The following is a 21,584-nucleotide window of genomic DNA, read 5'->3' as shown; positions in this document are numbered from 1 at the left end:
CAGGATAAAGGGAGACTTTATCCTGGTTTATTTTGCTGGTAAGTATTAAAGATCAAGGATAAGTTTAGCTGGCTCTTCTAACAATTCTTTGATTGTTACAAGGAAGCCTACTGCTTCTTTACCATCGATTAAACGGTGATCATAAGATAATGCCAAATACATCATTGGCAGAATTTCCACCTGTCCGTTTACAGCCATAGGACGCTCTTGGATTTTATGCATACCCAGAATCGCAGTTTGTGGCGTATTCAAAATCGGAGTAGAAAGTAGCGAACCAAAAGTACCACCGTTGGTAATTGTGAAAGTACCACCAGTCATATCTTCAATTGCAAGTTTGCCTTCACGCGCTTTGCCAGCATATGCACGAATACCGTTTTCAACTTCAGCATAGTTCATACGATCAGTGTCACGCAGGACAGGTACTACAAGACCGCGATCAGAAGAAACTGCTACGCCAATATCATAAAAACCGTGATATACGATATCGTCGCCATCAATTGAAGCATTGACTGCCGGATAGCGTTTTAACGCTTCAGTTGCTGCTTTCACAAAGAAAGACATAAAGCCCAGACGCGCACCATGACGTTTTTCAAACGCATCTTTATACTGGTTACGCATATCCATGATTGGCTTCATGTTAACTTCATTAAACGTAGTCAACATTGCTGTTTCTTGTGTTGCTGCAAGCAGGCGCTCAGCAACACGTTTACGCAGACGTGTCATCGGAACACGTTTTTCAATACGCTCACCTACAGCTACGCTAAGCGCTTGAGGCTGAGCTGCAGCAGCTGGTTTAGACTGATGGTTTGCTACGTCTTCTTTAGTAATACGACCACCACGGCCTGTACCAGAAACATCAGAAGCGTTAATACCTGTTTCAGTCAAAGCTTTACGTACAGCAGGTGCCTGATCCTGTACAGGCTGGCTGCGCTCAACTACAGGAGCTGGACCAGCTTCTGTATTAGCAGATGCATTTTCCACATTTCCATCAGAAGTTACTGCTGTTTGAGCTGGCTCTGCTGTAGCTCCAGCACCTGCTTCAAACTGTGCAATTACTTCATCAGAAAGAACTGTGTCGCCTTCATCTTTAACAATAGCAACCAGAGCACCGTCTGCAGGGGCAACCACTTCTAGAACAACTTTGTCAGTTTCGATGTCACAGATGACTTCATCACGTGAAACAGCTTCACCGACTTTCTTGTGCCAAGTTGCGATCGTGCCGTCAGCAACTGACTCTGGGAATACCGGGGCTTTAATTTCGGTTGCCATTATTTAGAATCTCCTGATTGTTCAGCTTCGATTGCTAGAGCATTATTGATAAGCTGAGCTTGTTGTTTTGCGTGCAAATAAGGTGAGCCACATGCAGGTGCTGCAGATGCTTCACGTCCTGCGTAACTAATACGGACTTGCTTACCTGTTTTCATTACGTCGTCATATAAACGCGGCGCAATAAATAACCAGGCCCCTTGGTTTTTCGGCTCTTCCTGACACCACACGAGTTCTTTCACGTTTGGATAAGAGGCAAGAACTTCAGCAAGGCGTTTTTCTGGGTATGGATACAACTGTTCAATACGAACGATTGCAGTATTGTTCAGTTCCTGCTCGCGACGTTTTTCAAGCAGATCATAATAGACTTTGCCACCACAGAGCACCAGACGGGTAACGTCGGCCTTGTTAAGTGTATCGATCTCATCAATCACTGTCTGGAATGAAGTCGTTGCCAGCTCTTCCAGAGTCGAAGTTGCCAGTTTATGACGAAGCAGCGACTTAGGAGACATAACGATCATTGGTTTACGGATCGGGCGTACTGCCTGACGACGCAGCGCATGGAAAATCTGTGCAGGCGTTGTTGGAGTAATCACCTGCATGTTGTCTTCTGCACATAGCTGCAAGAAGCGCTCAAGACGAGCAGATGAGTGCTCAGGGCCCTGGCCTTCGTAACCATGTGGAAGTAACATGGTCAGACCACATACACGCTCCCATTTAGTTTCACCAGAAGCAATAAACTGGTCAATCACGACTTGGGCACAGTTTGCGAAGTCACCAAACTGTGCTTCCCAAATAATTAGGCCATGCGGAATAGTGGTTGCATAACCATATTCAAATGCAAGTACAGCCTCTTCAGACAGCAACGAATCATATAATGCAAAACGTGGCTGGTTTTCTTTTACATGGCAAAGCGGAATGTAAGTGGAACCATCTGTCTGGTTATGAAGTTTGGCATGACGATGTGAGAAGGTACCACGACCTACATCTTCACCGGTAATACGTACCAGATAACCTTCGTCTAGCAATGTTGCATAAGCCAGAGTTTCAGCAGCACCCCAGTTTAATGGCATTTCACCAGTTTGCATTTTCAGGCGGTCATCAATTACTTTTTGAACCTGACGCTGCATTACAAAACCTTCAGGAAGTTTACGCATGCCTTCGCCCAACTGTTTCAGGCGAGTCAAGTCAAATGAGGTATCCCAGTCATCGGTATAGTCATGGCCAAGATACGGAGCCCAGTCCACAAACATTTTAGTATTTGGCTCAAGAACCAGTGCACTGGCAACATGATTACCTGCTTCAAGATCAGCACGATAATCTTCAACCATCTTGTCAGCAGCAGCACGGTCCAGAACATTTTCCTGAACAAGTTTGTCTGCGTATAAAGTACGGGTTGTCGGTTTCTTGCTGATAACCTGATACATGATTGGCTGAGTTGCTGCTGGCTCGTCCGCCTCATTATGGCCACGACGACGATAACAGAACAGGTCAATTACTACATCTTTACGGAAAGTATGGCGGAAATCATGCGCCAATTGAGTAGCAAAAATTACAGCCTCAGGATCATCACCATTCACATGGAAGATAGGTGCCTGAATCATTTTGGCAACGTCAGTACTATATTCAGTTGAACGCGCATCACGCGGGTCAGAAGTTGTAAAACCAACCTGGTTGTTCACAATGATATGAACCGTACCGCCTACAGTATAACCACGGGTCTGTGACATCTGGAAAGTTTCCATATTCACGCCCTGACCTGCAAATGCAGCATCACCATGTACAATTAATGGCAATACATCGTCACCACCGATATCTTTACGACGTACTTGACGCGCGCGCACTGAACCTTCAACTACAGGTCCAACAATTTCAAGATGGGATGGGTTAAATGCCAAGGCAAGGTGTACTTCACCGCCTGGGGTCATTACGTTTGAAGAAAAGCCTTGGTGATATTTAACGTCACCAGAACCTTTCTTATTCAGCATTTTGCCTTCAAACTCACCAAACAGGTCAGCCGGGTTTTTACCCATAATATTGACCAGGAGGTTTAAACGGCCACGGTGTGGCATGCCAATCACAACTTCTTTACAGCCTACTGAGCCGGCACGCTGGATCAGTTCATTGACCATAGGAATGAAAGATTCACCACCTTCCACACCAAAGCGTTTAGCACCTACATATTTATTACCCAGAAATTTTTCTAGGCCTTCAGCTGCAGTTAAACGCTCAAGAAATAATTTTTTCTGGTCAGCAGTAAAATCATATTTACCGCGTACACCTTCAAGACGTTGCTGAATCCAGCGCTTTTCCTTGGTATCAACAATGTGCATATACTCGGCACCGATTGAGCCGCAATAAGTCGCCTCCATTGCTTCAATCATTTCACCAAGGGTAGCTTCCGTCTTGCCAATTGCCAGATTACCTGTATTGAATACAGTATCCAGATCAGATTTGGTCAAACCATGTGCAGACAGGTTAAGATCAGGAACATCTTCACGTTTTGCCAAGCCCAACGGATCCAATTTGGCTTTCTGGTGCCCACGGTTACGGTAAGCTGCAATTAATTGCAACACCCCAATCTGACGACGTTCATGTTCAGAACTTACTGCACTTTGCGCAACTGGTTGTCCACGGCTACCATTACGTCCTAATAATAGGAATTGCTCACGTACATTGCTGTGAGGCTGATCACCTTTAGGGAATTTATCAAAATACTGGCGCCAATCCTCACCTACTGAGGTCGGAGAAGTCAGGTACTGCTCGTAAAGCTCTTCAATATACGCTGCACTATCAGCGGAAAGTTCAGTGTCAAGACGCAATGCGTCAGCAACTTCTTGCATTTGTGGACCCATTTCCTATTGCAAAAACATTACAGGTTGCTTGTTAAGCATACCCATGCTTGATAATGCCAAATTGGTAAAATGACATTAATACCCACTCGGTACTCAGACCACGGGCGCTATAATCACACCAGAATTGACCGGTGTGTGTTATGAATCATAACGCTCTTACCTGCATCATCATTCATTTATATACTCGGCAATACCGAGCAATTTTTTTGCAAAATCGTCTTAGAAAAGATAAATCGGCGAATTAGCTTTTCTAAAGCAACTTTTAGTAAAATTTTGCTCAACCATCCTCAATATGCTTAATAAATAAACAATAGAATAGCCATTTTTTTCAAATATAACTGTGTGTTATATCGTAACATGAACTCCAGATTGAATTGATTTTTTTGACACATACCTCCTATAAATTGGCTAAATACATTAAAAATTTTATGCTTTAACATACGGTGCTTTATATAAAAAATAGAGCGAATTACAAATAAAGTCCCCTATCTTTTACACAAATGAACAAAAAGAGCGCACACCTGTGATGTACGCTCTTCTTTAGGGATTAATTAACCGGCTTGATCAAGTAGCATATTACGGATATGACCAATTGCCTTAGTCGGATTCAAACCTTTAGGGCAAACAGATACGCAGTTCATAATACCTTTACAACGGAAAAGACTGAACGGGTCATCCATACGTGCCAGACGGTCCTGAGTCGCTGTGTCACGCGAGTCAATAATAAAACGATAAGCATTTAGCAATGCTGACGGTCCCAGGAATTTATCAGGATTCCACCAGAATGATGGGCATGCAGTAGAACAGCATGCACATAAAATACATTCATACAGACCGTTCAGATGATCACGCTCTTCCGGAGTCTGCAAACGCTCTTTTGGCGGTGCAGGCTGATTATTAATCAGGAATGGCTGGATCTTGTTATACTGCTCGTAGAACTGGTTCATATCAACAACCAGATCTTTGATTACTGGCAGACCCGGTAATGGACGAATAGTAATTTCATTTGGCAGGTCATTCAAGTTTTCAAGACAAGCCAAACCATTTTTACCATTGATATTTACACCATCCGAACCACAAATACCTTCACGGCAAGAGCGGCGAAAAGTCAGACTTTCGTCCTGTACTTTTAACGCCAGCAGAGCATCAAGCAACATACGGTGCTTATCAGTCAGCTCAAGCTTGAAAGTTTGCATGTACGGCGCTTTATCCTTATCAGGATCATAGCGGTAGATGTGAAATGTACGAGTACCTCTACTCATCTTTATACTCCTGATCAGAATGTACGCGGTGCTGGTGGAATTGGATCAACAGTCAGCGGGTTGAAACGCACTGGCTTATATTCCAAACGGTTATCTACCGAGTACCACAGAGTGTGTTTCATCCACTCATCATCACGACGACCATATGAATAGGTCGGGTGATCTGCTGGTAACTCATAATCAACCACAGTATGAGCACCACGACATTCTTTACGCGCAGCTGCTGAAATTAAGGTGGCTTTTGCTACCTCATACAAGTTTTCAACTTCCAGAGCTTCAATACGCGCAGTGTTAAATACTTTAGATTTGTCTTTCAAGTGAATATTACGAACGCGTGGTTCAATCGCAAGAATCTGCTTAACACCCTCATCAAGCAAGGCTTGAGTACGGAATACGCCTGCATGATCCTGAACAATATCACGAATCGCATCAGCTACTTCTTGTGCATTTTCACCAGTAGTAGATTCGTCCAGCTTGCGTATACGGGCTACGGTCTGCTGTAAAACATTAGTTGGCAGCGGAGCATATTCATCACCGTGATGTTTAGTCACGTAATCAATAATATGTTCGCCCGCAGCCTTACCAAATACCACTAGGTCAAGCAATGAATTTGTACCTAGACGGTTTGCACCATGTACAGATACGCAAGAACATTCACCAATAGCATAGAAACCTTTTACCGGCTTGGTGTAGTTGTCTGTACCTGGTTCAGGCAGTACAACTTGGCCATGCATATTGGTTGGGATACCGCCCATCTGGTAATGGATAGTGGGCACCACCGGAATCGGCTCTTTAGTAATATCAACGTTTGCGAATTTTTTACCAATCTCGAATACAGACGGCAAACGCTTCATGATTGTATCCGCACCCAAGTGAGTCATATCAAGCAAGATATAATCACCCTTTGGACCACAGCCACGGCCTTCTTTAATTTCCTGGTCCATAGAGCGTGATACAAAGTCACGTGGTGCCAAGTCTTTTAAAGTCGGTGCATAACGTTCCATGAACGGTTCGCCGTCTTTATTACGAAGGATTGCACCCTCACCACGACAACCTTCAGTCAGCAATACACCTGCGCCCGCGACACCTGTCGGGTGGAATTGCCAGAATTCCATATCCTGTAATGGAATACCAGCACGAGCAGCCATACCCAGACCATCGCCTGTATTAATATAAGCATTAGTAGATGCACGGTAAACACGACCAGCACCACCTGTAGCAAACAGTGTTGCTTTTGCCTGGAACACAGCAATATTACCTGTTTCCTGGTCAATTGCTGTTACACCCAGTACCTCACCTTCTTCGTTACGGATCAAGTCAAGAGCGATCCATTCAACGAAGAACTGAGTTCCCATTTTCACGTTGCTTTGATATAGCGTATGCAAAAGTGCGTGACCAGTACGGTCAGCTGCTGCACAGGCACGTGGAACTGGCTTTTCACCATAGTTTGCAGAGTGACCACCAAATGGACGCTGATAAATTGTACCATCTGCGTTACGGTCAAAAGGCATACCTAAGTGTTCAAGTTCATAAACAACTTTCGGTGCTTCACGGCACATGAACTCGATTGCATCCTGGTCACCCAACCAGTCTGAACCTTTTACAGTGTCATAAAAATGGTAATGCCAGTTATCGTCCTGCATGTTACCCAGTGATGCGCCGATACCACCTTGCGCTGCAACTGTATGGGAACGGGTCGGGAATACTTTGGTCAGTACTGCAACTCGCAAACCTGCTTGAGCAAGCTGGTAAGAAGCACGCATACCTGAACCACCACCACCTACAATGACTGCATCGAAAGTGAGGTTTTGAATATTTGAATAATCTTCTTTAGGGGTTATCGCGCCCATGATATCTTCCTATCAATTCGCCCAGAAAATCTGGATACCCCAGATTGCGTACACAAACACAGCAATAATGACTGCAGACGTAAGCACAAGGCGTAAACCATTAGCTGAAGGTCCCATCTGACGGGTAGTTACATAATCTGTAAACACCTGCCACATGCCAATCCATGCGTGTCCGATAAGTGATAAGATCGCCAACAATGAAAATATTTTCATTGGCACTGTCATCATAAAGCCAGACCATTGCTCGTAAGTGAATCCGCCATTTAGTAGGATCCATCCTAAAACCACAACAGTATAAGCTGCCAGTACCACAGCACTAATACGCTGAATGTACCAGTCGCGAGAACCCGAACCTGTTAATCCTGTAGCACTTTTCATCAGAACATAATCCATACAAAGGCTGCGATGATACCAATCACAGACAGAGCCAATGAAATTGTAGCTGCAGTACGACCACTTTGCAGGCCTTCACCCACACCGATATCAGCAAGCAAGTGCTTAAGACCAGTGAAGAAGTGATAAATCAAACCAGCTACAAATACCCATACGATAAAACGTACGAAGAAACCGCTAAAGATTTCCTGAACTTGAGCAAAACCTTCCGGTGAAGATAATGACTTATCTAAGAGCCATAAAAGAACTGGAACGAGTAAGAATACGATCACACCGGAAATACGGTGCAAAATTGATGCAATAGCCACGGGTGAGCGTAAGTTTACTGCTAACACCTGACCCATGGACAAATTGACAGGTCTGTTGCTTTTCACAGCGGGCATCCTGTAGGTAAAAACTCCAGCTGGAGTTTGTTGGAATTAATTCGAAGGAAAGCTGGCATTGTCAGGCAAGCAAATGCCTAAGACTTATAAACGACATCGAATTATAAAACGTGGTCTGTCAAAATACAAACAATCAACTGGCGCTTTTCTATAAAAATCTTATTAAATAAGAATCATTAACAATAAAATAAGTACTTATAGCTTACCATAGAGCAGAAAAATTCAAGCTAAGTCACTCATTCATTTAAATTAATATACAATTTAACCTGATCGGAAAATATAAAAAGATAAAACAAATGTTTTAGACTAAAGATGAATAAAAGCAAACACTTATATTAATTAATATTTTTATTAAACCTTATGTGCTTTTAAAGTAATTATAGACTGAAATGCTCTTAGAACAATTGATAAAAGCAAACTACACGTTTGCTGACTCCATTATTTATGGCTTAAACAGTCATAATTTAAACTTTTTAAATGCCTTTCTTTGTTTAGAAATGGATAAGCTCAATCGATTATAAAATCCGAAATGACTATTTTATAAACAATTTTAGATTAATTTATGAGTCATTTTTTATACAATCAAACGTTTTTTTCGAAAGTATTTATTTGTTTTTTCTATGACCCATAAAAGTCTTTTAAATCTCACTAAACTAAATAAGTTAAAGGTTTCATCATCTTTTGTCACAATCATGTTTCTCTTAAGAAGGAAATAAAATACATTTTAAGGATAAAAATTTGCTTACATTTACGGCAACCACCCTATTTTTTTCTGCACCTGCCCTGTAATTTGACTTATTATAGCCAGCTGGTGCTGTGATTTTATTCATACTTTCCTTACTTGATTATAATGACTAAACCCATGTGGCCACGTCATTTTTTATCCATAAGTATAATTGACAAAATTTCAGTACTCACTAATCTTAGTAGCAATTTTTGATCCGTCTGGTTCGCATTAAAAGATTAGTAACGAATCAGATAAAATATCCACCAGGACAGGAGATCTATTGAATGTCTGAAGCAACTGGCAAAAAAGCCGTTCTTAAGCTTGATGGCAAAGAAATTGAATTACCAATTTACAGCGGCACATTGGGCCCAGATGTAATCGACGTTAAAGATGTGTTGGCCTCAGGTCACTTTACTTTTGATCCTGGTTTCATGGCGACAGCTTCTTGTGAATCTAAGATCACGTTCATCGATGGTAATAAAGGCATTCTTTTGCACCGCGGCTATCCGATTGATCAGCTGGCAACTAAAGCTGACTATCTTGAAACTTGCTACCTGCTTCTAAATGGTGAACTGCCAACTCCTGAACAAAAAGCAGAGTTCGATGCAAAAGTTCGCAACCACACTATGGTTCATGATCAGGTAAGCCGTTTTTATAATGGTTTCCGCCGTGATGCACACCCGATGGCCATTATGGTAGGTGTGGTTGGTGCGCTGTCTGCGTTCTATCACAACAATCTGGATATTGAAAATGTTGATCACCGTGAAATCACTGCGATCCGCTTGATCTCCAAGATTCCTACACTTGCTGCGTGGAGCTACAAGTACACCATCGGACAGCCTTTCGTTTACCCTCGTAACGATCTGAGCTATGCTGAAAACTTCCTTCACATGATGTTTGCGACTCCGGCTGACCGTGATTATAAAGTTGATCCGATCCTTGCAAAAGCAATGGACCGTATCTTCACGCTGCACGCAGATCATGAACAAAATGCTTCAACGTCTACAGTACGTCTAGCAGGTTCTACTGGCGCTAACCCGTATGCATGTATCGCTGCTGGTATCTCTGCGCTCTGGGGACCAGCTCATGGTGGCGCGAACGAAGCTGTTCTTAAGATGCTTGATGAAATCGGCTCGGTAGAAAACGTTGCTGACTTCATGGAAAAAGTGAAAACTAAAGAAGTTAAACTCATGGGCTTCGGTCATCGAGTTTATAAAAACTTCGATCCACGTGCTAAAGTCATGAAAGAAACTTGTGACGAAGTACTGGGTGCACTTGGCATCAATGATCCACAGCTCGCTTTGGCTATGGAACTTGAACGTATTGCCCTGTCTGATGAATACTTCATTAAACGTAACCTATACCCTAACGTAGATTTCTACTCAGGTATCATCCTTAAAGCGATTGGTATCCCGACTGAAATGTTTACTGTGATCTTTGCACTTGCACGTACCGTAGGCTGGATCAGCCACTGGTTAGAAATGCATTCTGGTCCATACAAAATCGGTCGCCCTCGTCAGCTTTATACTGGCGAAACTCAACGCGACATCGAAGGTCGTTAATTCATCTCAACATGAATTAGACTTCAGGAAGCCACCTCAGGGTGGTTTTTTTATACTATCTGTTTATTTAAAAAAGGGATGCAGGCTTCATAAGCCGAACACTCCTGCCCTTTGACTCGCCTTAAAAAATAATCCTGTACCATCTGTGCCTGCTGCTCTATACCATATTCAAAAAACTGCTTTCCTTGTTGCAGTATGTATTGATAACGACGGTTAAATACGGCATTACGGATCACGTTCATTCCCTGCTGGTATTGCCAAACGTGAGTAAGTTCATGGATCAGCCAGGACTGTATGGACAATGGAGCCATAGAAAAATCTTCGCGCCAGTCCTGAATGTTAAAATAGATATGACCATTTGGGCTCATTGCATAGTTTTTTAAAATCGCGTGATGAGCAATGATTTCAATATGATCAAGTTTCAAACTGGAGTGAAATACAGAATAGGCTAATTCACGCTCTCCCGGAGTAAGCAAGCGTCTTTTAATAATAAATATATTCGTTAAACGTTTAGCTACATGCTGTAAAAAAAGTGCCATAAACCTTTGCCTGAAATAAGATATTTTATAAGTACATATTTAAATACTAGAATATGTATTTTTTTCGACTACAATACGGCAAAATCTTGTTCTTTTTTCGTTGTATAGCAGACAAGTGTGTTATATCAACCTATTAAATTTTATTTGTTTAATTGTTTTTAATATGTGTACACGAAGTTGGAAAATTATAACTTCTAAATCAACATGTTGTGTATTTTATACCCTATAGAAATAGGATTAGGTGTGAATGAAAAGTTTTAAGATCGCCCTGGCTCAGTTCTCTCCACATACTGGTAACTTTGAACTTAATGCTCAGAAAATGGTTGAGCAGGCAAATGAAGCGAAAAAACAGCGTGCTGATATTATTGTTTTTCCAGAACTGTGCACAGTAGGTTACTCAGCTGAAGATTTATTGTTGCGTCCAAGTCTGAGCAAACGTACACAAAAGGTCTTTGAAATTCTGGGACAAGTTAAAGATATCGTCATGGTATTTGGCTTTGTTAATCAGGCTGAAACCGGGCAGCGATATAACTCGGCTGCTGTGGTTAAAGATGGTCAAGTACTGGGGGTTTATAATAAACAAAACCTGCCGAATTATAGCGTATTTGATGAAAAACGTTATTTTGCTTCTGGTAACCAGCAACTTGTATTTGAATATATGGAACACAAGTTTGCTGTATTGATCTGTGAAGATATCTGGTCAATTAATACAGTACAGCAGCTAACCCAGCTTAAGGCGCAGACCGTATTGGTACTTAACTCTTCGCCATATGAAGTAGGCAAGCCACAGCATCGTATTCAGACCATGCAGCAGCTGGTCAAACAGCTCAATTTTAATCTGGTGTATGTGAACCAGGTATGCGGCCAAGACGATATTATTTTTGATGGGTCAAGTTTTGTATTAAACCCGCAAGGTGAACTGGTTACACGTGCACCTAGCTTTCAAGAATGCCTGCACTACGCCGAATATAGTGCAGATAAAGACGCCTTTATAGTTCAGGAAATCGCACCTGAGCTTGACACTATGGCCGAGATTTATCAGGCGTTGGTAATGGCAACCCGTGACTATATCCAGCGCTCCGGCTTCCCCGGCGTTATTCTCGGGTTATCTGGCGGAATCGACTCTGCCCTGACCTTGGCTATTGCTGTTGATGCGATTGGAGCCGACAAGGTCCAGGCAGTAATGATGCCTTATACTTATACCGCACAAATTTCTGTTGAAGATGCTGCAGCACAGGCCAAGACTATGGGTGTAACTTTTGGCATTGCTGAAATCAATCCGATTGTGAATGGCTTCTTGCAGACTCTATATCCATTCTTTGGAAACAGTCCGGCAGATACGACAGAAGAAAACCTACAGGCACGTGCCCGTGGCACTTTGCTCATGGCACTATCTAACAAGTTTGGTAATCTGGTTCTATCTACCGGTAACAAGTCTGAAGTAGCTGTAGGTTACTGTACATTGTATGGTGACATGGTAGGTGGTTTTTCGGTATTAAAAGATGTTTATAAAACTATCGTTTTCGAACTGGCCAAATATCGAAACAGTTTAAGTGAAGTACCAGTTATACCTGAACGTGTAATTACCCGTCCACCTTCAGCAGAATTAAGTCCAGATCAGAAAGATCAAGACTCTTTACCGCCTTATGATATTCTGGATGCAATTCTTTATGCTTATATCGAAGAAGATATGAGTCAGGAAGATATTATTGCCAAAGGATTTGAACGGGCAACCGTTGAGAAGGTAATTAAACTGGTTGACCGTAATGAGTACAAACGCCGACAAGGTGCGATTGGTCCGCGGATCAGCTCACGTGCTTTCGGACGGGATCGACGTTATCCGATAGTAAATGGCTGGAAACCTGGTGTCTAATAATCAAAAGACTTATAAAATCACTCCAAATGAACTTGCTCAAGCACTTTTGCTTGAGCAGGTGAAGTTTTTAAAACAACACTATATTTATTCTAAAGATCATCCAGCTTTAAAAATTTTGATCCAGCAGCTTTATCATTATTCGGAAAAGGTGCAGCTTAAACAAGTAATCAATGTGTCTCAGCTCCATGCTGTGGTACAACGCTACGCCTTTGAAATGAATCTGGGTGCAGAAATACTGGAACTGATCGGAATAATGTCGCAAAAGCTGCATCAGTACGCCCTACAGTCGGATACTGAACTTCAAGATCTTATTTCAGATCAGCAATATCAATTCTGGCTTACAAAGCTCGTCGAGCTGACAAATGTCCGCTTATATTTACGCGATTTATTACTACAGAGTCAGCAGGTAGATGAAGTCTGTTTGCAAATGGCGACTTATATTATTGAAAGCAAGACCCCGTGGTTAAATCAGTTACGTTATAGCAAATATAAAGTGGCAGGTATTCAGCAACGGGTTTTACAGTTTATGCAGGAACAGCAGCAGACTATTGAAGCCAAGCTCGAATTCAGGCTTGCAAATATAATTAAAGAACAGCTCAGTGAGCTTCTGCTGCTTCCTTCAGAAGATCTGTATGATATTGCAATGCATGTATGGCAGGAATTCAAATACAAGAGTCTGCAAGACAGTATGTCGCAATTTACTGCAATTGATATAGAAGAGTTCTTTGTATTACTTTATGAATCTTGGCGGGAATTACGTGAAAGCAGCTATTTACAGCAACTGATCCTTGAAGGTGTGAATATTTTTTATCACTACTTCCAGGAACATTCATTAAAAGAACTGCTGAATGCCGTAGGATTGACCCAGGATGACTTAATGAATGAAGGTTTACGTTTCATTCCATCTGTACTGCAAGCGCTCGATCAAAATGACATACTTGACCCATTATTGCATCAGCTGTTATCACCATTTTATGCAGCACCGCACACAATAGAGCTCATCCGGCAGTATCAGGTAAACCAATAAATATATTGAAGCTTAATTTTTATAAGATTGGGCTGATGATTAATCAAAAATATTTGACAATAATTTTTAGGCACAAAAAAAGAGACCAGACTGAGAGCCTGGTCTTTTAAAATGGTGGCTATGACGGGACTCGAACCTGTGACCCCAGCATTATGAGTGCTGTGCTCTAACCAACTGAGCTACATAGCCGTAAACTGTGTGCGCATTATCTAAACTTCATTGCTCAGCGTCAAGAACTATCTTTAATGAATGCTCAGTCTTTAAGCAAAAAGATGTGTTTTGCTGAAAAATAATACACATATTTGATTTTACGTAGAAAATAATTTGAGAACCTTATCAGGACACAACATGAAAATTAAAATGATGATCGCCAGTACTGTCTTGTCCGGATTTACAGCCTGCAGTGCGATTAGTCCAATCTTTGTAGATTATAACGGCGTACGTATGGATGTAGCCAAATGGATTAATCACCAGCAATTACTTAGTATGCAGCAAAAGCGCAGCTTGGCACAGCTCAGTCGGGCACAGCAGAAGCTTTATCGAATTGATGAAATTACAGAGAGTCAAAAACTCAGTATTGCCAAGGAGAATCAGATAGCACTGCACTGTGCTAGACAATATTTGAGTGAAAAGAAAATTACACAGCTACAGGAACAGGTCTTTGGCAAAGATCAACGCCAACAGATCTTAAATACATATACAGAAAGGTTTCCACAAATCAAACTGGATACCGGCTCAATAACCTGTGACTAGTAAAGTCCTCTACCCGCTACTCAAACGATAAAAACACAGACAAAAAAAGACCACGTTTTAGAGAACGTGGTCTATAAAAATGGTGGCTATGACGAGACTTGAACTTGTGACCCCCGCATTATGAGTGCGGTGCTCTAACCAACTGAGCTACATAGCCGAAAACTGTGCGCGCATTATCTGCATTTATCTTTAGCAGGTCAAGCTTTATTTACAGGAAAATTGTTGAAGTGAGCCTGTAAGCCGGGTTCTGTCGAGGACGGTCATTCCTCTAGGCGTACAATCACTCATACGCTCAAGCGACCTACCCGAATCCAGTACGGGCCGTACCTCAGGATTCCTATTTGGTCTTGCTTCTGGTGGGGTTTGCCATGCCGTATACTGTTACCAGATACGCGGTGCGCTCTTACCGCACCCTTTCACCCTTACCTCACGAATGAGGCGGTCTACTCTCTGCTGCACTTTCCGTCGGCTTACGCCGCCCAGGCGTTACCTGGCACCCTGCCCTATGAAGCCCGGACTTTCCTCCCCTGCTTTAGTCACGAAGACCTCCACAGCAGCGACCGTCCGGCTCACTTCGTCGCGCATAGTATCAAATTTATCTGTTAATTGCTCGCACTTTTTTGAGCAGTCAACATTTTATATTTCTGCATTAGCTCATCTTCTGTTTCCACATGGTTTGGATCATGGGGAATACAGTCGACCGGACAGAACAGCTGGCACTGAGGCTGCTCATGATGTCCGACACACTCAGTACAGAGGTCAGGATGAATTTCATAAATCATCTCCCCCATAAAGATAGCTTCATTGGGACATACGGGCTCGCATACGTCACAATTAATACATTCATCAGTAATATATAAAGACACGCTACCAACCTTGCTGATGTTTACGTTCAAAGGCTTCAACGACTGCCGGGGGTACAAACTTGTTTACATCACCTTTTAAGCGGGCAATTTCACGAACCAGTGTCGATGAAATAAAGGAATATTGTTCAGAAGGTGTTAAGAAAACTGCTTCAAACTGAGGGTCTAACTGCCGGTTCATATTAGCCAGCTGAAATTCATACTCAAAATCGGAAATCGCACGCAGTCCACGTAGTACTGCAGTTGCCTTCTGCTCATGAAAGAAATTGACCAGCAGCCCATCAAAACCCACAAACTCGACATTACTTAAATGACTTAAGGAAGCTTTCGCCAGTGCTACACGCTCCTCCAGACTAAATACCGGATTTTTATGATGTCCTATCGCAATGGCAACCACCACTTCATCAAACATCTTGGCTGCACGGGTTACCAGATCAATATGGCCATTAGTAATTGGATCAAAGGTTCCCGGGTAAATAACGCGAGCTTTAGACATCGCTTGATACTCTAATTTATTGTGCAGGGCCCTAGTTTAACAAAAACTTGATTTTTTAGCGAAGTATCCCCATCTTTTTGAAAAAACTTTCTCTTGCTGGCACTTTACGGCACAATAAGTACAACTTTGGAATTTAATGATTATGGCGAACGTAAAAGTTGTGAAAAAAAATAATGGTGGAACAATTGCGCAGAATAAACGCGCACGCCACGATTATTTTATTGAAGAAAAGTTTGAAGCCGGCATGTCGTTACAGGGTTGGGAAGTTAAATCATTACGTGCTGGACGTATGAGCCTGACAGAAAGCTATATCCTTTTGAAAAATGGCGAAGCTTATCTGTTTGGTGCCCAGATTCAGCCTTTACTTTCTGCTTCTACCCATATTGTTGCTGAAGCAACCCGTACCCGCAAGCTGCTTTTATCTAAGCGTGAAATTGAGAAATTAATGGGTGCAGTTAACCAGAAAGGTTATACCTGTGTGCCGTTGGCCTGTTACTGGAAAGGACCTTTAGTCAAACTTGAAATCGCGCTGGTTAAAGGTAAACAGCTTCATGATAAACGTGCAACCGAAAAAGACCGTGACTGGCAGCGCGACAAGGCACGTATCTTCCACAAATAAGTATCCTGCAATGAAAAAACCTCCACAACTGGAGGTTTTTTCACACCGGAAAAATTTACAAATGAGTTTGAAGTAGCGAGCACAAAGGACCTGACTGGTTTATCCTGATGATTGCATAAAAACAAATGTTGCCATACGTCCGGTCTGGGCGTTTCGCCGATATGAAAAATACTGATCAGATTGCTGATATGAGCACTGGTCGCCTCCTAGTACCATCTTTATACCTTGTTGTTGCAGAATATAACGGGCAATTGCATAAAGATCGGCATAATACTTCCCTGAGCGCCCTGATATAAAGGCCGATTCAACTTCCGCATATTTATGACAGAATGCTGCCTTGACCTCTGCACCAATTTCAAAACAGGACTGACTAATCGCCGCACCTAACCAGGCCCAACTAGGCCTGTCTTGCATGGCAGTAATGGTATTTTCAATAATACCACCTGCAAGTCCACGCCAACCCGCATGCAGATTGGCAACTTCAGTGCCTTGTGCATTTCCCATCACTACAGGCAAGCAGTCTGCTGTCATCATCATCAAGGCATGAGCTTTCTTCTGGGTAATTAAACCATCACCAATAAGAGCTTCGAATGGAAGTGCTTCATTAATCGTATGACAGATCGTGCTATGAGTTTGAGTCATCCATGTGATTTTATCTACACCATAGCCTGCCAGTCCTTCCAGCAAAATCATCCGGTGAGCTTGTACTCGCTGCGTATCATCCTGCACGTGCAAAGCCAGATTAAAGCCCGCAAGTTCCGGTTTTGCTGAAGTTAATGTACCTGGATGCCAGATACGTGTCTGTCCTGCATATACACCTGATGGAAGCCCTGAAACAAACTGCATGTCAAATTTCCCGTGTTAATGAATTAATAAGCAGCATTCTCTTGACGAAGTACTTCAATTAAACGCTTAAAGTCTTCAGGCCACGGCGCCTCAAACATCATATTCTCGCCTGTACGCGGATGAACCAGACCAAGCTTGGCAGCATGTAATGCCTGCCGTTTAAAACTACGCAAAGTATCAGCCAGCTCTTCAGAAGCTCCGGCAGGTACACGTACCCGGCTCATATAGACCGGGTCACCAACCAGGCCATAACCGATATAACTAAAATGGACCCGGATCTGGTGAGTACGACCGGTTTCAAGCTGCGCCTGAACACGGGTAAAGTCTTTAAATCGCTCTTTCACGTTATAGTGAGTAACCGCTTCTTTACCACCCGGTAATATGGCCATTTTAACGCGATCGACAGGATGGCGTTTGATTGGTTCATCGATGGTTCCACCGGCTACAATATTTCCATAAACAACTAAATCATAAATCCGGTAGACAGTCTTTTTTGCCAATTGTTTGCTTAAAGAGAACTGGGCCTCAAGGTTTTTTGCAACCACCAGCAGACCGCTAGTATCTTTATCAATCCGGTGGACCAGTCCGGCACGGGCCAGTTCATTAGATTTCGGATAATGGTAAAGCAGCGCATTGACCAGAGTGCCCGACCCATTTCCTGCACCTGGATGTACGACCATTCCTACGGTTTTATTAATGACAATAATGTCATCATCTTCATAAATAATATCAAGCGGAATATTTTCTGGCTGACTGGCAGTCTGAATTTCCAGCTCTGCCTCAAGCGTAAGCAGCTCATTGCCCTCACACTTGTATTTAGGTTTGACATTGTTACCATTTACTAACAAATGGCCATCTTTAATCCATTGTTTAAGTTTCTCTCTGGAAAATTCATTCCAGACTAGTGCTGCTGCTTGGTCAATACGCTGCCCGAGATAGCTTTCATCCAATTGAAACTGCAACGATAAACGTGTTGCAGTCGGCTCTGAAGTATGGTTATCTGCATCCTCAGAATCTTCAAGTAAATTGAAATCAGTTTCAGGGAAAGTAGAATTAGAAGATTGTGCTGAAGTCATTTGATCATCGAGACAAAAGTGGTTTAATAGCGCAATTGTAGCTCATTGCCCGATTAACAGAGGAGTTTTTATGTCGCTACCACGTTATAAAGTTACGATGCTTGCTTTATCTTTAGGCATAGCATCTGCATTAGTGGGCTGTAGCAGCAATCCAAAAAAAGAAGTTGTCGATACTGGCCCACAGTCAAGCGAACAGGTTTATTTCAATAAAGCCGAACGTGCGCTTGAACGTGGTCAATATTCTGATGCTGCAAAACAGCTAGAGGCACTGGACACCTACTTCCCGACCGGACAATATGCGCAGCAGGCACAACTTGAGCTGCTTTACGTTAAATTCCAGCAAAAAGATTATGAAGGGGCGATTGCTCTGGCTGAACGTTTTATCCGTTTAAATCCACAGCACCCTAATGTTGACTACGCTTATTACGTACGTGGTGTAGCTAACATGGAACAGAATTATGATGGCTTGCTGCGTTATACTTCTTTGCAGCAATCACACCGTGATGTTAGCTATTTAAAAGTAGCTTACCAAAACTTTGTTGATTTTATTCGTCGCTATCCAAGCAGTCAGTATGCAGTAGATGCTGCACAGCGCATGAAGTTTATTGGTCAGGAACTGGCTGAAAATGAAATGAACGTAGCACGCTATAATCTAAAGCGTAAAGCTTGGGTTGCTGCTCTGGAGCGGGCGCAGTGGGTAGTTGAACATTATCCGCAGACTCCTCAAATTCCAGAAGCTCTAGCTACCATGGCTTACGCTTATGACAAGCTGGGTGATCAGGCTTCATCACAGCAGTATGTAGACGTCTTAAAACTAAACTATCCGGAACTGGTGCGTAGTAATGGCAGTGTAAACCTGCGTGCCGCCCGCAAAGATGCCAGCCTGCTTAACCGCGCCACACTGGGAATTTTTGGCCGTGAAGCCAAAAACAGTACTGCAAGTGAAGTATCGCAGGAAACCTCTAGTCATTCTTCAGAAGAACGTAGCTGGCTCAACCGTCTGAGCTTAGGTATGCTCGGTAAATCTGAAAATGGACAGCAACATACACCAATGCTCGCCAAACCACCGGCTGATATAGCTACAGAAACTCCAAACGAATAATCTCGACCAGATGGTCGCTTTTTTCGGGGGGGAAAGTTAAAATACTTTCCCCCTTCTCTTTTTCAGTAAAGACGGCTAGATTCTGTACAGGACTGTTTAGTTCAAGTGATAGCAACTGAATAGTGCTTAAAGCAAGACTTCAGGTCAGCGTTTTTATGGTTAAAGTATATAAAATAATGGCTTTTTCTTATGGCAATTCCACAGCATACGATTGATCAGATCCTGGATCGTACTGATATTGTTGATCTGATTGGCCAACGCGTAAAACTTAAAAAAACCGGACGGACTTATTCTGGCTGTTGTCCTTTTCATCAGGAAAAGTCACCTTCTTTCCATGTCTACCGTGACAAGCAGTATTACCACTGCTTTGGCTGTCAGGCCAACGGCAATGCTATACGTTTTTTAATGGATATCGACAGCCGTAATTTTGTTGATGTTATGAAAGACCTAGCAAACCAGACTGGTATTGAACTACCAAAAGACAATCAGGACAATAAGCGCCTGTCCTATAAACGTGAAATCAAAAAAGTTAGCAAGCCGGTTCAGGCTCCTGCCGCGCAGGCTAAAGAACAGATCCAGTCTCCTATCACAAATACACCTTATACTCCGATTGATCCTTTCGCTGAATTTCAGAGTTTTGATCCGTTTGAACAATTTGAAAATGTGACAGATGTGCAAGTACAGGAAGGTAACCTGTATGACCTGCTAGAGAATATTGCTCAGTTTTATGAACAGCAGTTACCTAAAAGCCAAAGCGCACAATTTTACTTTAAACAGCGCGGCTTAAGCCAAGATACAGTCCAGTTCTGGCGCTTGGGCTATGCACCAGAGGACTGGCAGCATCTGGAAAAGGCATTCCCCTATGATATTGAAGGTCTGAAACAGCTAGGGCTGATTCGCTCTAGTGAGAGCGGACGTGACTTTGACTTACTTCGTGACCGGGTTATTTTTCCAATCCGGGACAGTAAGGGCCGTGTAGTCGGTTTTGGGGGGCGCGCATTAAATGATGAGATCAAACCCAAATATATTAACTCGCCAGATTCCGAAGTCTTCCATAAAAATCAGTTATTGTACGGCCTTTATGAAGGTCGCAAGCAAAAAGCTCAAGACTGGTTAATGGTCGAAGGCTATATGGATGTTATCGCATTGCAGCAATACGGGATTAGCGGCGCAGTAGCAACTCTTGGAACAGCCAGCAATACTGAACATCTTAATATTTTATTCAGACAGAATAACCGGATTACGATTGCCTTTGATGGGGATGCTGCAGGTCAAAAGGCAGCCCGGCGAACACTGGAAATTGCTCTGCCTTTATTAAATGATGGCCGTGAACTGAAATTTTTTGTTTTACCCGACCAGCATGATCCCGATTCTCTGATCCGTCGTGAAGGACTGGAAAATTTTCAGCGTTTACTTGAACAGGCTCCCCTATTATCCGATTTTGTATTTGCACATCTCACGCAACAGCGAGATGTTTCTTCACCTGAGGGTAAAAGTCAGGTAATGGGCGAGCTCAGGGAGCTTACCGACCTGTTACCTAAACAGGGATCATTTCGCTATCTGCTCACTCAGTCATTTAAAGAAAAGCTCGGCCTAGGCAAGCGTTTTACTCCGAAACTTAGCAATGATGCATCACTCTCTTTTAATATCCGCACCAAGGATGAAGATTTCGCCATCGCTATGCTGATACGGCATCCTTATCTGTATATTCACTTTGAAACTCTGCGTGCTTTTATTCATCCGGATGAATTGCTGGCACAAATACTGGCAATATTAGATAAAATCTTTGATGAACTACCGGATGATCAGGAACTGGCTGTCTATTATGTGCTTGGCGCGTGCAGTATGTATTGTCATGCGGTTGCGGATATTTTACAGCGTACCAATATTGAAAGCCTGATTCCGGCACCAGAAATGGCAGACAAGCTTGCTAAAGAATATGCCTTGGGCCTGCAGGAAAAATACTTAAAACAGAAACTAAAATCACCCATTTCACTTATTGAATCACGCAATCTGCGGCAGCAACTCAATGAACTGACCAAGAAAATCAGCTTAAGACTATTGCATTCATAAGGTTTAAGCTGTTTTC

18 protein-coding genes, 2 tRNA genes and 1 other RNA gene are annotated in these 21,584 nt (G+C 42.7%); 7 read left to right on the top strand and 14 right to left on the bottom strand.

Features of this window, described 5'->3' with window-relative positions; translation table 11 throughout:
* Positions 1-45: 45 nt before the first annotated feature.
* From odhB to sdhC, 6 genes are all read right to left on the bottom strand, one after another.
* Positions 46-1,269: a 2-oxoglutarate dehydrogenase complex dihydrolipoyllysine-residue succinyltransferase gene (gene odhB / locus ACRAD_RS03665; protein ID WP_005015734.1), complete on the bottom strand. Its 1,224-nt coding sequence runs from the start codon at positions 1,267-1,269 to the stop codon at positions 46-48.
* Positions 1,269-4,109 carry a 2-oxoglutarate dehydrogenase E1 component gene (locus tag ACRAD_RS03660; RefSeq protein WP_005025010.1) on the bottom strand — a complete coding sequence of 947 codons (2,841 nt, stop codon included), beginning with the start codon at positions 4,107-4,109 and terminating at the stop codon, positions 1,269-1,271. Before ACRAD_RS03660 ends, odhB begins: the two co-directional genes overlap by 1 nt.
* A 563-nt stretch (positions 4,110-4,672) precedes the next feature.
* Complete coding sequence (locus ACRAD_RS03655; RefSeq protein ID WP_005015737.1) at positions 4,673-5,383, bottom strand: succinate dehydrogenase iron-sulfur subunit; 711 nt, start codon at positions 5,381-5,383, stop codon at positions 4,673-4,675.
* Between the two features lie 14 nt (positions 5,384-5,397).
* Positions 5,398-7,233: a succinate dehydrogenase flavoprotein subunit gene (sdhA, locus tag ACRAD_RS03650; protein ID WP_005025008.1), complete on the bottom strand. Its 1,836-nt coding sequence runs from the start codon at positions 7,231-7,233 to the stop codon at positions 5,398-5,400.
* A gap of 12 nt (positions 7,234-7,245) precedes the next feature.
* Complete coding sequence (gene sdhD / locus ACRAD_RS03645) at positions 7,246-7,611, bottom strand: succinate dehydrogenase, hydrophobic membrane anchor protein (RefSeq protein WP_005015742.1); 366 nt, start codon at positions 7,609-7,611, stop codon at positions 7,246-7,248.
* Positions 7,611-8,009 (bottom strand): succinate dehydrogenase, cytochrome b556 subunit, encoded by a 399-nt coding sequence (gene sdhC, locus ACRAD_RS03640; RefSeq protein ID WP_005404293.1) that lies wholly within the window; start codon positions 8,007-8,009, stop codon positions 7,611-7,613. The genes sdhD and sdhC overlap by 1 nt, the downstream gene beginning before the upstream one ends.
* Before the next feature lie 1,011 nt (positions 8,010-9,020).
* Here sdhC and gltA point away from each other — a divergent pair.
* A complete protein-coding gene (gltA, locus tag ACRAD_RS03635; RefSeq protein WP_005015746.1) occupies positions 9,021-10,298 on the top strand; it encodes a citrate synthase in 1,278 nt (425 codons plus the stop codon).
* 50 nt (positions 10,299-10,348) lie between these two features.
* Here gltA and ACRAD_RS03630 read toward each other — a convergent pair whose 3' ends face one another.
* Positions 10,349-10,837, bottom strand: coding sequence for a hypothetical protein (locus tag ACRAD_RS03630; RefSeq protein ID WP_005025006.1), 489 nt, complete (start codon positions 10,835-10,837; stop codon positions 10,349-10,351).
* Between the two features lie 247 nt (positions 10,838-11,084).
* Between ACRAD_RS03630 and ACRAD_RS03625 the strand changes: the two genes are divergently transcribed.
* Positions 11,085-12,710, top strand: a complete 1,626-nt coding sequence (locus tag ACRAD_RS03625) for an NAD+ synthase (RefSeq protein ID WP_005015749.1) — start codon at positions 11,085-11,087, stop codon at positions 12,708-12,710.
* On the top strand, positions 12,703-13,740 hold the full coding sequence (locus tag ACRAD_RS03620; protein ID WP_005406995.1) for a hypothetical protein: 1,038 nt from the start codon (positions 12,703-12,705) through the stop codon (positions 13,738-13,740). The genes ACRAD_RS03625 and ACRAD_RS03620 overlap by 8 nt, the downstream gene beginning before the upstream one ends.
* A gap of 112 nt (positions 13,741-13,852) precedes the next feature.
* Here ACRAD_RS03620 and ACRAD_RS03615 read toward each other — a convergent pair.
* A tRNA-Met gene (locus ACRAD_RS03615) sits at positions 13,853-13,929 on the bottom strand.
* Between the two features lie 159 nt (positions 13,930-14,088).
* On the opposite strand from ACRAD_RS03615, the gene ACRAD_RS03610 reads away from it, so the two are divergent.
* Positions 14,089-14,493: a hypothetical protein gene (locus ACRAD_RS03610; RefSeq protein ID WP_005025002.1), complete on the top strand. Its 405-nt coding sequence runs from the start codon at positions 14,089-14,091 to the stop codon at positions 14,491-14,493.
* Positions 14,494-14,573: 80 nt separating this feature from the next.
* Here ACRAD_RS03610 and ACRAD_RS03605 read toward each other — a convergent pair.
* The 4 genes from ACRAD_RS03605 to coaD all read right to left on the bottom strand — a co-directional run bounded on the left by ACRAD_RS03605 (position 14,574) and on the right by coaD (position 15,852).
* Positions 14,574-14,650: transfer RNA gene (locus ACRAD_RS03605), tRNA-Met, on the bottom strand.
* Positions 14,651-14,713: 63 nt separating this feature from the next.
* Positions 14,714-15,069, bottom strand: an RNA gene (rnpB, locus tag ACRAD_RS03600) — RNase P RNA component class A.
* A gap of 26 nt (positions 15,070-15,095) precedes the next feature.
* On the bottom strand, positions 15,096-15,359 hold the full coding sequence (locus tag ACRAD_RS03595; protein ID WP_005015756.1) for a YfhL family 4Fe-4S dicluster ferredoxin: 264 nt from the start codon (positions 15,357-15,359) through the stop codon (positions 15,096-15,098).
* Between the two features lies 1 nt (position 15,360).
* Positions 15,361-15,852 carry a pantetheine-phosphate adenylyltransferase gene (coaD, locus tag ACRAD_RS03590; RefSeq protein WP_005025000.1) on the bottom strand — a complete coding sequence of 164 codons (492 nt, stop codon included), beginning with the start codon at positions 15,850-15,852 and terminating at the stop codon, positions 15,361-15,363.
* A 142-nt stretch (positions 15,853-15,994) separates the two neighbouring features.
* Here coaD and smpB point away from each other — a divergent pair, with 142 nt between their 5' ends.
* Positions 15,995-16,471: an SsrA-binding protein SmpB gene (gene smpB / locus ACRAD_RS03585; protein ID WP_005404295.1), complete on the top strand. Its 477-nt coding sequence runs from the start codon at positions 15,995-15,997 to the stop codon at positions 16,469-16,471.
* A 99-nt stretch (positions 16,472-16,570) separates the two neighbouring features.
* On the opposite strand, the gene pgeF is transcribed toward smpB, so the two are convergent.
* Both pgeF and rluD read right to left on the bottom strand, forming a co-directional pair.
* Positions 16,571-17,317 carry a peptidoglycan editing factor PgeF gene (gene pgeF / locus ACRAD_RS03580; RefSeq protein WP_005024998.1) on the bottom strand — a complete coding sequence of 249 codons (747 nt, stop codon included), beginning with the start codon at positions 17,315-17,317 and terminating at the stop codon, positions 16,571-16,573.
* Between the two features lie 23 nt (positions 17,318-17,340).
* Positions 17,341-18,393: a 23S rRNA pseudouridine(1911/1915/1917) synthase RluD gene (gene rluD, locus ACRAD_RS03575; protein WP_005024995.1), complete on the bottom strand. Its 1,053-nt coding sequence runs from the start codon at positions 18,391-18,393 to the stop codon at positions 17,341-17,343.
* A 70-nt stretch (positions 18,394-18,463) separates the two neighbouring features.
* Between rluD and ACRAD_RS03570 the strand changes: the two genes are divergently transcribed.
* Both ACRAD_RS03570 and ACRAD_RS03565 read left to right on the top strand, forming a co-directional pair.
* Complete coding sequence (locus tag ACRAD_RS03570; RefSeq protein ID WP_005024992.1) at positions 18,464-19,495, top strand: outer membrane protein assembly factor BamD; 1,032 nt, start codon at positions 18,464-18,466, stop codon at positions 19,493-19,495.
* A 189-nt stretch (positions 19,496-19,684) separates the two neighbouring features.
* The gene (locus ACRAD_RS03565; protein ID WP_005024990.1) at positions 19,685-21,568 is read left to right on the top strand and encodes a DNA primase; all 1,884 of its coding nucleotides are present in this window, start codon (positions 19,685-19,687) and stop codon (positions 21,566-21,568) included.
* Positions 21,569-21,584 lie beyond the last annotated feature (16 nt).

The sequence above is a fragment of the Acinetobacter radioresistens DSM 6976 = NBRC 102413 = CIP 103788 genome, assembly GCF_006757745.1.
Classification (GTDB): Bacteria; Pseudomonadota; Gammaproteobacteria; order Pseudomonadales; family Moraxellaceae; genus Acinetobacter; species Acinetobacter radioresistens.
The sequence above is the reverse complement of the archived record's forward strand: the minus strand, read 5'-3'. Positions and strand labels throughout refer to the sequence as shown.